Origin of the sequence: Lysinibacillus sp. AR18-8 (genome assembly GCF_001705465.1) — a bacterium.
GTDB classification, from domain to species: domain Bacteria; phylum Bacillota; class Bacilli; order Bacillales_A; family Planococcaceae; genus Lysinibacillus; species Lysinibacillus capsici.
Genome location: NZ_MDGU01000010.1, coordinates 76,160 through 87,896 on the forward strand (window position 1 = coordinate 76,160; position 11,737 = coordinate 87,896).

Annotated in this window: 13 protein-coding genes; 3 read left to right on the forward strand and 10 right to left on the reverse strand. The window is 36.3% G+C overall.

Going from position 1 to position 11,737, the window contains the following annotated elements; all coding sequences use genetic code 11:
- Nucleotides 1-80: 80 nt before the first annotated feature.
- Nucleotides 81-1,235, reverse strand: coding sequence for a CAP domain-containing protein (locus tag BFM98_RS09410; RefSeq protein WP_048394693.1), 1,155 nt, complete (start codon nucleotides 1,233-1,235; stop codon nucleotides 81-83).
- A 147-nt stretch (nucleotides 1,236-1,382) separates the two neighbouring features.
- Between BFM98_RS09410 and BFM98_RS09415 the strand changes: the two genes are divergently transcribed.
- Together BFM98_RS09415 and ytvI are read left to right on the forward strand one after the other, a co-directional pair.
- Nucleotides 1,383-1,784, forward strand: coding sequence for a YugN family protein (locus BFM98_RS09415; RefSeq protein WP_004224795.1), 402 nt, complete (start codon nucleotides 1,383-1,385; stop codon nucleotides 1,782-1,784).
- A gap of 145 nt (nucleotides 1,785-1,929) precedes the next feature.
- Nucleotides 1,930-2,991 carry a sporulation integral membrane protein YtvI gene (ytvI, locus tag BFM98_RS09420; RefSeq protein ID WP_081010996.1) on the forward strand — a complete coding sequence of 354 codons (1,062 nt, stop codon included), beginning with the start codon at nucleotides 1,930-1,932 and terminating at the stop codon, nucleotides 2,989-2,991.
- Between the two features lie 14 nt (nucleotides 2,992-3,005).
- Here the strand turns inward: ytvI and BFM98_RS09425 are convergent, their stop codons facing one another.
- The 7 genes from BFM98_RS09425 to cyoE all read right to left on the reverse strand — a co-directional run bounded on the left by BFM98_RS09425 (nucleotide 3,006) and on the right by cyoE (nucleotide 9,612).
- Nucleotides 3,006-3,467: a DUF420 domain-containing protein gene (locus BFM98_RS09425; protein ID WP_016992774.1), complete on the reverse strand. Its 462-nt coding sequence runs from the start codon at nucleotides 3,465-3,467 to the stop codon at nucleotides 3,006-3,008.
- A gap of 40 nt (nucleotides 3,468-3,507) precedes the next feature.
- On the reverse strand, nucleotides 3,508-4,431 hold the full coding sequence (gene ctaG / locus BFM98_RS09430; RefSeq protein ID WP_054549850.1) for a cytochrome c oxidase assembly factor CtaG: 924 nt from the start codon (nucleotides 4,429-4,431) through the stop codon (nucleotides 3,508-3,510).
- 181 nt (nucleotides 4,432-4,612) lie between these two features.
- Nucleotides 4,613-4,957, reverse strand: coding sequence for a cytochrome C oxidase subunit IV family protein (locus tag BFM98_RS09435; protein WP_004224789.1), 345 nt, complete (start codon nucleotides 4,955-4,957; stop codon nucleotides 4,613-4,615).
- The gene (locus tag BFM98_RS09440) at nucleotides 4,957-5,583 is read right to left on the reverse strand and encodes a cytochrome c oxidase subunit 3 (protein WP_004224788.1); all 627 of its coding nucleotides are present in this window, start codon (nucleotides 5,581-5,583) and stop codon (nucleotides 4,957-4,959) included. Before BFM98_RS09440 ends, BFM98_RS09435 begins: the two co-directional genes overlap by 1 nt.
- Nucleotides 5,583-7,466, reverse strand: a complete 1,884-nt coding sequence (gene ctaD, locus BFM98_RS09445) for a cytochrome c oxidase subunit I (protein WP_004224787.1) — start codon at nucleotides 7,464-7,466, stop codon at nucleotides 5,583-5,585. Before ctaD ends, BFM98_RS09440 begins: the two co-directional genes overlap by 1 nt.
- 40 nt (nucleotides 7,467-7,506) lie before the next feature.
- Nucleotides 7,507-8,595 carry a cytochrome c oxidase subunit II gene (gene coxB / locus BFM98_RS09450; protein WP_066037198.1) on the reverse strand — a complete coding sequence of 363 codons (1,089 nt, stop codon included), beginning with the start codon at nucleotides 8,593-8,595 and terminating at the stop codon, nucleotides 7,507-7,509.
- Nucleotides 8,596-8,694: 99 nt separating this feature from the next.
- Nucleotides 8,695-9,612, reverse strand: coding sequence for a heme o synthase (gene cyoE, locus BFM98_RS09455; RefSeq protein WP_048394698.1), 918 nt, complete (start codon nucleotides 9,610-9,612; stop codon nucleotides 8,695-8,697).
- A 336-nt stretch (nucleotides 9,613-9,948) separates the two neighbouring features.
- Between cyoE and BFM98_RS09460 the strand changes: the two genes are divergently transcribed.
- Nucleotides 9,949-10,872, forward strand: coding sequence for a COX15/CtaA family protein (locus tag BFM98_RS09460; RefSeq protein WP_048394700.1), 924 nt, complete (start codon nucleotides 9,949-9,951; stop codon nucleotides 10,870-10,872).
- A gap of 62 nt (nucleotides 10,873-10,934) precedes the next feature.
- Here the strand turns inward: BFM98_RS09460 and BFM98_RS09465 are convergent, their stop codons facing one another.
- Complete coding sequence (locus BFM98_RS09465) at nucleotides 10,935-11,123, reverse strand: hypothetical protein (protein ID WP_004224783.1); 189 nt, start codon at nucleotides 11,121-11,123, stop codon at nucleotides 10,935-10,937.
- Nucleotides 11,116-11,736: a TetR/AcrR family transcriptional regulator gene (locus tag BFM98_RS09470; protein WP_066037199.1), complete on the reverse strand. Its 621-nt coding sequence runs from the start codon at nucleotides 11,734-11,736 to the stop codon at nucleotides 11,116-11,118. The genes BFM98_RS09465 and BFM98_RS09470 overlap by 8 nt, the downstream gene beginning before the upstream one ends.
- Between the last annotated feature and the right edge of the window lies 1 nt (nucleotide 11,737).

Here is an 11,737-nt window from a genome sequence, read left to right on the forward strand (position 1 = left end):
TAAAAGAAGGAGAAACTCCACATAAAAAATGAAGACAAGCCCGTCTGTTGAAAGCTTGTCTTCATCTGAATATTCTTCTGTTATGGTAAGGTTTGATTTGATTTATCTGTAGATTCTTCGCTATCTTGTTTTTCATTTTTCGTCTCTTCATTATCTTGCTCTTCTCTACCCACTTCTTGTGTAGTAGGTTCAAGATATATTTGCGTATAATAATCTACAAAGGCGCCAGAACCAACGCGTGTATATCGATCATTCAAAAGAACTTTTCTATGTTCAGGAGAATTTGTCCAGCCATGCATGGCTTCAATCGCATCAAAATAAGCAGTTGCCAGGTTTTCGTTCGCTTCACTATACTCGATTTTTTGCGTCTGTAATCGTTTTTTTAGATCACCATAGGTTGGAGATTCATGCGCTAAAAAATTTTGCACCTTCATGTCCTCACTATGCATTCTTGCTGCTTCCTCCAATGATTCATCCATTTCTAAAGGAAGTAAATCATGATGGACTCTTGTTACATTTAGCAAATCGTCTAATTGTTTAGCACTAGCCACATCAATTTCTTGCTGTAAGAAAGAGGAAGGTGGAGCACGTCTAACAAGCTCCCCTTGATAGCTCATTTCATATGGCTGATGAAGGACAAGTGTTTCACTGTCTGTATATCGTATCCCTTGCAACTCACTTGTCTCCCTATCTATGTAAAGCTGTGCATAAAGACCATCAAATTTGATAAGCAGCCTTGTTTGCATATCTTCTTCACTCATTGAGAAAATGAAAATATTTTCGCCTACAGTGGCGGCTACCTCATAATCAATGATCGTCATTCTGTATATTTCATCACGTTTTTGGCCTACTTTAAAAGGAAATGCATCAATTTCTTGTCCTGCTATGTAAATTTGTGTCACAATATTATTATCAATACCAATCATAAAAAAAGTTGAAACGTCTTCATTGTAGACCCACCATTGATAACCGAATGAAGACGGCTCTTTTCTTGCAGGCTCCCCATATTGTTCTAAAACAGTTTGTGTGCCTTTTCCTATCAATGTGGATATACCCGTTTGTGGACGTGTCATTGCTCCTATTGCAGGTTCCTGCTTTAGCTGTGTTTGAGGTATGATATTCGAATTGGTATTTGGGCCTTCTAGTGGCTCATTTTCCTTAGGGGTATTAAAAAACATAAAACCAATTAATGCAACTGCACCACAAACCATTAAAATGCGGAATAAAGCTTTCATACAGGGCTCCTTTTCATCACCATTATTGTAAGTTATTATATCAATTGTAATTGGGTTGACACAATGTTGTCATTGCAACAATGTCGAATATGCTCTATTATAAAAATGAGCGTATACTTTGTACGAGAACCTAAAGGAGGACTATACATGTATTTTGAAAATACTAACCTTGAAAATTTAACAGCTGATCAAGAGCTACTTGTCAGCATTATGAAAAAACATGGTTTAGAATGTGATGGCGGCTGGGATTACGAGCGTATGACATTCGATAAACGATTCGATACTCGTGAAGGTCGTTATTACCTACGCGTATTCGCATATGCTATTTCTGGTGACGTAGGTGCACACGATGCTATCCTTACATTAATGAAACCAGTCCTTGGTAAATACTATTATCCGCATGGTGTTGAATATGGAGATGACGAGGTTTATCCAGCACACCTTGTAAAAAAATGTGAAGAAATCTTAAAAAAGGTTAAATTAGAGTTAGATCAATTCTCAATCGAGCCTACAAATAAAAATAACTTTGAACCTGTTAACGCACGCTAATCTTTCGTACATTGAAGTGACGGCAAGTAAGCGTAAATAGCTTCATGGTTGTAAAAAGACTGGTGGTCCAGTCTTTTTTATTTTGAGTAAAAAAAATTTTTTTTCTCATACTACCTATATCTATTACAAGATGTAGGTGAGAAAAATGTTATCATTTTTTAATCGTCCTTTTTTTCGTCATCCCATTATTGTTATTGCAATGGGTATACTGATCCTTTGGTCCATCTCCATATCATTACCAATTTTACTTGCCTACTTAACCGCGTTATTGTTAGAACCAATCATCGTTCGAATGAGCAAACGGTTTAGAAAAAAACGGAAAATCGTTGTCTTCTTCTTTTTTTTGTTTTTTCTAAGTATATCTTTATTATTATGTACACTAATCCTTTATATAAGCTGGAAACAATTTTCTTCCTTTATTATTGATATACCTGATTATCTTAATCAATTGTCTGCCCTATGGATTCAAATGCAATCTAAGCTCAGCAATTACACCTATCATTTACCGGTAGAGCTAGTTTCACAAATTCAATTTATGATTGCAAAAGCTTTAGCATCCATCGAAAAATTTTCTTTATCCTTAACGAACGTCAATGTTTGGTCAACGTTACTAACATATATTCCCACACGTCTTTTTGATATATTTGTTTATTGGATTGTGTTGTATATGTTGCTTTTAGAATTACCAACAATTAATCGTAAATTATTATCACCCGTTCCTTTTCATTACCATCAAAAAATTATCTTTATTGGCCAACGTGTTAAGCTAGCCTTATTTGGATTTCTGAAAGCTCAATTACTTGTAGGGATAGGGATCTTTGCTATATCATTCGCTGCATTTTATTTTTTAAAAACACCATTCCCTATATTGTTAGCAATTTTACTTGTTGTTTTAGACTTTATCCCTTTTCTTGATTCATTTATTTTATTAGTCCCATGGGCAATCTATCAGGTCTTTGCTGGCGATTATTTATATGCAGCTGTCTTAATTTTACTAACCATTGGACAATTTCTAGTCCGACGAATGATTGAGCCAAAAATTATTGGCGATAAAATTGGACTTTCTTCCTTGAATACCTTTATTGCCATGTTTATTGGTTTTAAAATCTTTGGATTTATTGGAATATTAATTGGTCCATTACTGGTTGTTGTAGTGCTTTCACTATTCCAACCAACTATAAAAAATCTCCCTCCTGCACAGAAATAAGGAGGGAGATTTTTTTAAAATCCTAAAATGGCTTTAATTACTGATGTTGTTTCACCAGGCTCAAATAAAATATACAATAATAAATAAACTAATACACCAGTTATGGCAACAAAGAACCAAATAATACTTGTAATTGGCCCAATTCGTCTGTGTAATTTAATGTTCATTTTCAAACCTGAAATAATACTAACGATACCAAACACAGCTCCAGATGTCGCTAAAATAATATGGAAAATCAAGAAGAACGTATAGTATGGTTTTAAATCTTCTCCACCGCCAAAAGCTGTATTTCCAATAAAGATTGTACGGGACGCATAGATGATAAAGAAAATAAGTGCTGCAACACCTGCAGCAAGCATCACTTTCTTATGTCCCTCTACATTTCTTTTTATAATTAAGCCCCACCCTATCGCTACTAGTACCGCACTAATAACGATAAACGATGTACTAATAGTAGGCAATATTTGCAATTCCATTGTCAAAACCCCTTACACAAAGTAAATTTCTATTCTTCAATTAATGTTGCTGTTGACTTTCCCACTTCTTTTGGTGGGCAGCTAAAGCGTCAGCAGTGATTTTATCTGGATCTTTTTGCTCAGATCGATACCATCTTGTGAAGATCGTACCAATTAGTACACCAAAAATAAGCTCTTGTAGGATTTTCATTAACACGCCACCTAATTGCTGATCTGCAACTGGTTTCATGTCTGTAAATAGCTCTGGTCCAGATAAAGATAATCCTGACAATGTAGAGGCTGGTACACAAAGCTCCATTGCCTTTAACCATGCATCACCGTTTGTATATGTCTCATACATTGCATTTGGCGCAAAGATGATTAATCCACAAGCAGGTGTAATTAAAACAGCATTAGCAATAATATACGCCAATTTATGCAAAGGCTTCATTTGATTACTATTTGGCAAATTTTGAATTAAAGGCCAGTACATAAACACTGCAGATAGAAATAATACAAATGTATAGGTACCATGTAATGTTTCATTTAATTTAATGTAATCCAATATGGACGGTAAATGATAGAAAGAAAATAGACCGATAAATACAAAGACAGCAACAACTGGTAATGTTAGCACTTTAAACAAAGTTCTAACTACAGGTGCCTCAATAGCCACCTTCCAAACCCACCAGGGAATCCCTTTAATTAAGAAAATAGGGACCAGCAATAACAGAATAGCCATTTGCACCATGTGCATAGTAAACATAATATGAGCCATTAAATCAATCGGAGATCCTTTGATAATATAGATGGTAATCATAGCTAAAACAAAGTAAATAGCTTCACTTTTTTTCAAAGGTTCACTTACTTTAAAATCTTTACGCCACTTTGTTGTGACTAAAAAATAGATGATTGTTATAAAAACAAGAACCCCTATTAAATACGGGCTCCACAATGCTTGGAAACCAAATATACTAAGTGGCATATGGAACGCACTCCTTTAAACTTCAGTACTCCTATTATAAAACGCTTACAGCTATACTGCAATGAACGAAAGGTGAACAAATGTTAAGTTTCAACAGTGTTTGCCTCTTTGGATACCTAAATAACCTCAAAACATAAGAAAAGCACGTTCGTACAAAATAACGAACGTGCTTTTTTGGTGATTACCACCAAATGATTGTTAAAAATGCTAAGAAGAATGTAAATGCGATTAAAATTCCCATCCACATGAAGAAACCAATAACACCACCAAAGTGAGTTTTTTTATCTTCTAAGTGCATGAAAGAATAAAGTTGAAGTACAACTTGAACGCCAGCCAATAATAATACGAATGGCATAATTAAGTATTTAGAAAAATCAGCTGCAACTACTGCGAATGCGATAAAAGTGAAGAAAATCATAATCGCAAAGTTGATTACTTGTTTACGCATATGAACGGCATTATGATGACGATCATACTCATACTGTGCCTGTGACTTAGCAACTATAGGTGTATCGTGTGAAGACATTATCCGATCACTCCCATCAAGTATACTACTGTAAAGATAAATACCCAAACTACGTCGATAAAGTGCCAATATAAAGCAGCAACGAAGAATTTAGGTGCATTGTACAGGTTTAATCCACGTTTAGCATTACGGATCATTAAAGTACCAATCCATACAAGACCTAAAGTTACGTGGAAACCGTGTGTACCAACTAACGAATAAAACGCTGTTGCGAATGCAGATTGATTAAATGTAAAACCAAGGTGCACATAGTGGTTGAACTCATAGATTTCAAGTGCTAAGAATCCAAGACCTAAAGCTAATGTAATCGCTAACCAAGTTTGCATACCTTTAAAGTTAAAGTTACGCATATGGTAAATTGCATAAACAGATGTTAGTGATGATGTTAATAATAACATCGTCATAGCAAATGCTAATGGTAATTCAAATAAACCTTGAGTTGTGAACTCCATGCCAGCTGGCCCTTTGTTCTTAAGCGCTAAATAAGTAGCGAATAAACTTGCGAAAAGTACAACTTCACAGGCAAGGAAAATCCAGAAACCAACGACTTTATTTTTACCTTCCATCGTAGCTTGTTCAGGATGATCTGGCCAAGTATGAGGAGTAAATTTAGTATTGAAATCCATTATTTATTTCCTCCTTTGCCGTAAAGATGTTCTTCAATTTCAAGAATTTCTTCTTTGTGTAAATGGAAACCATGATCGTCTTTAACAGAACGAGCAATCATCGCACCAAATGTAATTGCTAAACCAATGATTAATACATAAATAGACCATGGCTTATCTGCGTCTGGATTGTAAAGTGCACCAAATGCTGCAATAAACATACCTAATGAAATAACGAATGGAATCGCTGAGTTATTTGGCATATGGATATCACCTAGTGGCTCAGCAAATGTTACTTCTTTATTACCTTCTTGTTTTTCAATCCACCATGGATCTAAACCACGAACAAGTGGAGTTTGACGGAAATTATAGAATGGAATTGGTTGTGGAATTGACCATTCTAAAGTACGTCCATCGCCCCATGGGTCGCGTCCTGCTGGTTTGCCCTTAATAGACATTAAGCAGTTGATTACCATTAAGATAACCCCTACACCCATCATTAATGCACCGATTGTAGAGATATAGTTGAATTGATCCCAACCTTGACCTTCCATGTAAGTGAATACACGACGTGGCATACCCATCAAACCTAAGAAATGTTGAAGGAAGAATGTTAAATGGAATCCGATAAAGAATACCCAGAAAGTAATTTTACCAAGCGTTTCGTTTAACATACGGTTGAAGAAAATTGGCCAGTAGAAGTGCGCTGAACCGAATAATGCTGTAACGATACCACCAACGATTACGTAGTGGAAGTGAGCAACGATAAAGTAAGAATCATGTAACTGATAGTCAAGAGGTGCAGATGCTTGCATGACCCCTGTAACACCACCTGCAACGAATGACGGGATAAATCCAAGTGCATAAAGCATTGGTGTTGTAACTTTAATAGATCCACCCCAAATAGTTAGGATCCAGTTGAATACTTTCATACCTGTTGGAACCGCAATTGCCATTGTTGCAACAGCGAAGATTGCGTTTGCTGTTGGCCCAAGACCAACTGTAAACATATGGTGAGCCCAAACCATGAACCCTAAGAAACCAATTAAAATTGTAGCGAATACCATTGAAGAGTATCCGAATAGACGTTTACGAGAGAACGCTGGAATAATCTCAGAGAATAAACCGAATGCTGGTAATACTAAGATATAAACCTCTGGGTGTCCGAAGATCCAGAATAAGTGTTCCCAAATTACTGTGTTACCACCCATTGTATGGTCAAAGAAGTTACCACCGAACATACGGTCAAATAACATCATTAATAAACCAATTGTTAATGGAGGGAATGCGAATAAGATTAAGGCACTTGATACAAGAGCAGTCCAAGTGAATAATGGCATACGCATAAATGTCATACCTGGAGCACGCATTGTAATAATCGTAACGATAAAGTTAAGACCTGAAATTAATGTACCTGCCCCTGAAATTTGTAAACCAAGAACATAGAAATCAATACCATGTCCTGGAGAGTATAAAGATAATGATGCATAAGAAGTCCAGCCCGCATCAGGAGCGCCACCCATAAAGAATGACAGGTGAAGGAATACTGCACCTAGGAAGAATAACCAGAACCCTAATGAGTTAAGGAACGGGAATGCAACGTCACGCGCACCAATTTGTAATGGTACAAGCATGTTCATAAATGCGAATAGTAGTGGCGTAGCAGCTAGGAATAACATTGTTGTTCCATGCATTGTTAATAATTCATTGAAAAAACCAGCTGATACGAAATCATTATTTGGTTTCATTAATTGAATACGCATTAATAATGCTTCAAAACCAGCGATAGCGAAGAACAATGTACCGGCTAATAAATACATCACTGCTAACTTTTTATGGTCAACAGTAGTGATGTAATCCCAGACAGCTGCTCCAAAGCCCTTTTTCTGTGTGTATGAGCTCACAACTTTTACCTCCCTCAAAATTTGTTACATAGAACGAAAATTATTTTTCTACTGATAAGCCCATGATGTAAGTTGCAAGAGCTTCAATTTCTTCATCAGATAAATTACCGTAGATAGGCGCAGTGCCATCAGCATTCATCATTAAGTTACCTGGTTTAAATTCCTCAGGGTTTTTAATCCAAGCTTTTAAACTTTCTTCATTATGCTCTAAGAAACCAGCAACACGGTTACGGTCACCAAACGTAGTTAAGTTTGGACCTGGTGTACCGCCTGCTCCTGAACCAGAGATAGCATGACAGCCTAAGCAGCTATTAGCAAAAGTCGCTTCACCAAGATCTGTTGAAGCTTTGTCAGCAGTTTGTCCTTCAGTTGCTTTCATTGCATCAACCCATGCATCAAATGCTTCTGGGCTTAATGTTTTTACTTTAAAGTCCATTAATGCATGTGAAGGTCCACATAATTCAGCACATTTTCCATAAAATACGCCATCTTTAAGATCTTTTGATTCTTTATCGAATACTAAGTAGAATTTGTTTAAGTTTTCCACGTTTGTATCCATTTTACCGCCTACAGCAGGAATCCAGAATGAGTGCTTAACATCGGCAGCTTTTAAATTAAAGTAAACTTTTTCACCTGTTGGTACCACTAACTCTTGAGCCGTTACGATACCTTGGTTAGGATATTCGAATTCCCACCAGTATAATTTTGCCGTTACATTGATTGTTAGGGCTGTTTTGTTCCCTTCTTCATCTACCTCATCCATTGCAGCAACATCTGCAAATTTATAAGTAGTTGTAACAACTGGTACAGCGATAATTAATAATAAAATAATCGGAATAACTGTCCAAATCACTTCTAAAGTATGACTACCCTCTACTTGCTTAGGGATAACATTTTCACCTACGCGTGCACGACGGTATTTTAGGAATGCAAGTAAATAGATAACAGATACTATTACTACTACTAGCGTCATAATTACAGTAGTTAACAGTAATAAATTTAATTGTTGTTTACCTACTTCTCCAGATGGTTTTAGTGTAGAAAGATAATCTTCACCACAACCTGAAAGGAAAACCATCATCACTGCTAGAAGTGAAAAAAGACGCCATTTTTTAAGCCCTTTCATCATAGCTTAATTAAACCCCTCTTTCTTTGTTGTATTTTCATGTGTACCTAGGACATCAGTTCTGTCTATATGAATTCTTATAAAAAGAAAGAATCCCTAACTTTAGCTAAACACCGCAAATATTATGATGGCTACAAATAGTATGGTCATATGATTCAACGAATAAATAAACATTTTATTTGCCCATTTCATATCATCTTTTGTTGTAAAGCCTTTCAGAGCTAGTATTAACCAACCCAAGTTCAATGCAGTAGCAAGAGTTAAAAAGCCAATTCCAAGCTCTGTTAAAAGGAAAGGTAACGGTAATAATAAAAGAATCCAGAATAACATTGAGTACTTTGTACGTTTAAATCCCTTTACAACAGGTAGCATTGGTATTTTAGCTGCACGATATTCCTCAGTCCGTTTCATTGCAAGCGCATAGAAATGTGGCGGTTGCCATGCAAACATGATAAGGAATAAGGCTAGTGCTCCTGGACCTAAGGCAGGCTCAATCGCTGCGAATCCAATAACAGGAGGAATAGCCCCCGAAATACTACCTACAACCGTGTTACTAACATGCTTCCTCTTTGACCACATTGAATACAGAACGACATAAGCAAATATTCCTACTAGTCCCCACATGCCGGCTGCAAACGATGCCGCAAATAACAAAATTTCACCTACAATTAAAAATGAGAGGGCAATGGTCAACACAAAGTTTGGCTTAAATCTGCCTGTCACTGTCGGTCTTGCCTTAGTTCTTTTCATGATGGGATCTATATCCTGATCAATGAAGTTATTCATTGCACCTGAGCCACCAATGATTAATGCCGCACCCAGCATGGTGTAAAATATGACATCAAGCTCTTGCAAGAAATGTCTACTAGTAAACTGAAAAGCCAGCCACATCCCTGTAAACGTTGTGACAAGATTCGAGTTAACGATTCCAATTTTTATTAGTGCTAAGAAATCTTTTACAACAGATGTTGTTTCTGGACCAGGATTTCTAGTAGCCGCCAGTGTACGACCGTTTGACATAATACCTCTCCTTTCATTTTTGTAAGCATATTCCGCTAACAATAACTATAGCGAAATTTGCGATTGATTTCTAGACATTAAGTGAAATTTAGATGAAGTTGTAAAAATTAGTTTTGTCTAGAAATATAATTAAAAACAACATATCTATAGTAAAACATTTTCTAAAATGAATTGTGAAGGTTAAAGCACGAAATTATGAACAATTTGTGAAATGGAATCGACATCTAGTAGTCCCTTCTCTTTACAAGTTGTTTTTTATACGTATTTTCGATATTATCTAGTAGCAGAAACATTACGTTCTTGTAATGTTGATAGATAAAGTAGGTGACTCATTTTATGCAACACAACAGGTATTTGAAGTGGTTTGCTGTTGCCGCTACAGTAGGGATGCTCCTTATATTACTAGGTGGGGCTCTCGTTACCAAAACAGATAGTGGCCTAGGCTGTGGTCGAAACTGGCCTGATTGTAATGGATCTCTTATTCCAAAGGAGATTACACCAGAAGTCCTTATTGAATTCTCACATCGTCTCGTAACAGGAGTTGTATCTATCTCAATTCTTGTGTTAACCGTTTGGACATGGCGTAAGCTCGGACATATTCGCGAAGTAAAACTATTAGGTTTCCTAGCAATGTTTTTCTTAATCGCGCAAGCTCTTATTGGAGCAGCTCAAGTATTATGGGGGCAAGGTGATTTCATCTTAGCACTTCATTTTGGGATATCTCTGATTTCCTTTGCCGCGGTTCTTCTTCTCTCTATGATTGTATTTGAAGTCGATCGGAAATTTGATGCCGATAACGTATTTATCGGTAAAAAGTTACGTTGGCATACAATTGCTGTCACAATTTATTCTTATTTAGTCGTTTATACTGGGGCGCTAGTTCGACATACAGATTCAAGCTTAATTTGTCCCGATTGGCCATTTTGCTATAATGAAACACCTTTGGCACCCCCGAATAATATGTATGAATGGGTGCAAATGGGACATCGATTAGCTGTTCTTATTATTTTCATTTGGATAGCATACATAACTTGGCACGCTGTAAAGGAATATAAACATCAACGTGTTATATACTATGGATGGATAATTGCCTTTACTATAGTAGTTTTACAAGTTATTGCAGGTATGTTAGTAGTTCTTACTAAACTGAATTTAACGGTAGCTTTACTGCATTCATTATTTATTTCCCTTTTATTCGGTTTATTATGCTATATGATCATGCTAGTTGCTCGAAGTAATTATAATGAGAAAAAGAAATAGCCCAGAAATAGCCCATTAAAAAAGATTCGCCACCAAAGATGTGTCGAATCTTTTTTCTATGACTATTTTTGTTTCTTCATAGCTTCAGTCCCTATAATTCCAACAATTAAAATAATCATGGATACCAGTGCATAATCTTTAAAAAATGTTGTAAAAGGAATGTCGAAATATCGACAAATTAGCGTTACGAGACGGCCTCCTAATAAAATTAAACCAATGACTAACATCCAGTTAAATAGCGCTCTAAGCATTTTTTGGCCCCTCTACTTTCATTGCTGTCCATATAATATTTGTTACTTCGAGACTGTAATCCTCTGCCGCTATCGCAAGCGGTCCCCCTATAAGCATATATTCACCAATCGCTCCTTGAATTACTTTTGCCATTACATTGACAGAGCGAACACTAAAAGTCCCCTGTTTTTTACCATCTTCCAAAATATTATATAATGCCGTCAATAGTGGGTCTTCCTCTTCATTTGGCAGTTTATAGTAAGGGATGTCATGTGCAGTCCGAGCGTTGAAGACAATTTCTAATAATGCAGCATTTTCTTTTGGGTGTGTCGCTTGATAAGCAATGCTTGCCTCTATGAAGTTTGCTAATTGTGTGACAGGGTCACTGGCAGTATATGTTTTTGTCAAAATGAAAGTTGTGGATTGCTCAATTAGTGCTTGCAGACTTTGGTTGATTAAATCTTGTCGATCTACAAAGTGATAAGAAATTAATGCTGTGCTAATAGAAGCACGTTTAGCGATTTGTGCTAAACTTGCCTTTACATAGCCTATATCATCAAGTGTCGCTATCGTAGCTTCAATAATTTGCTGCTTTCTTGCTTCCTGAATAAAGGTATTTTTATTGTTATCCATA

Coding starts and splice junctions, on each gene's coding strand:
- BFM98_RS09410 (WP_048394693.1), bottom strand. CDS start 1,235: ATGAAAGCTTTATTCCGCATTTTAATGGTTTGTGGTGCAGTTGCATTA.
- BFM98_RS09415 (WP_004224795.1), top strand. CDS start 1,383: ATGTATTTTGAAAATACTAACCTTGAAAATTTAACAGCTGATCAAGAG.
- ytvI (WP_081010996.1), top strand. CDS start 1,930: ATGTTATCATTTTTTAATCGTCCTTTTTTTCGTCATCCCATTATTGTT.
- BFM98_RS09425 (WP_016992774.1), bottom strand. CDS start 3,467: ATGGAATTGCAAATATTGCCTACTATTAGTACATCGTTTATCGTTATT.
- ctaG (WP_054549850.1), bottom strand. CDS start 4,431: ATGCCACTTAGTATATTTGGTTTCCAAGCATTGTGGAGCCCGTATTTA.
- BFM98_RS09435 (WP_004224789.1), bottom strand. CDS start 4,957: ATGTCTTCACACGATACACCTATAGTTGCTAAGTCACAGGCACAGTAT.
- BFM98_RS09440 (WP_004224788.1), bottom strand. CDS start 5,583: ATGGATTTCAATACTAAATTTACTCCTCATACTTGGCCAGATCATCCT.
- coxB (WP_066037198.1), bottom strand. CDS start 8,595: ATGATGAAAGGGCTTAAAAAATGGCGTCTTTTTTCACTTCTAGCAGTG.
- cyoE (WP_048394698.1), bottom strand. CDS start 9,612: ATGTCAAACGGTCGTACACTGGCGGCTACTAGAAATCCTGGTCCAGAA.
- BFM98_RS09460 (WP_048394700.1), top strand. CDS start 9,949: ATGCAACACAACAGGTATTTGAAGTGGTTTGCTGTTGCCGCTACAGTA.
- BFM98_RS09465 (WP_004224783.1), bottom strand. CDS start 11,123: ATGCTTAGAGCGCTATTTAACTGGATGTTAGTCATTGGTTTAATTTTA.
- BFM98_RS09470 (WP_066037199.1), bottom strand. CDS start 11,736: ATGGATAACAATAAAAATACCTTTATTCAGGAAGCAAGAAAGCAGCAA.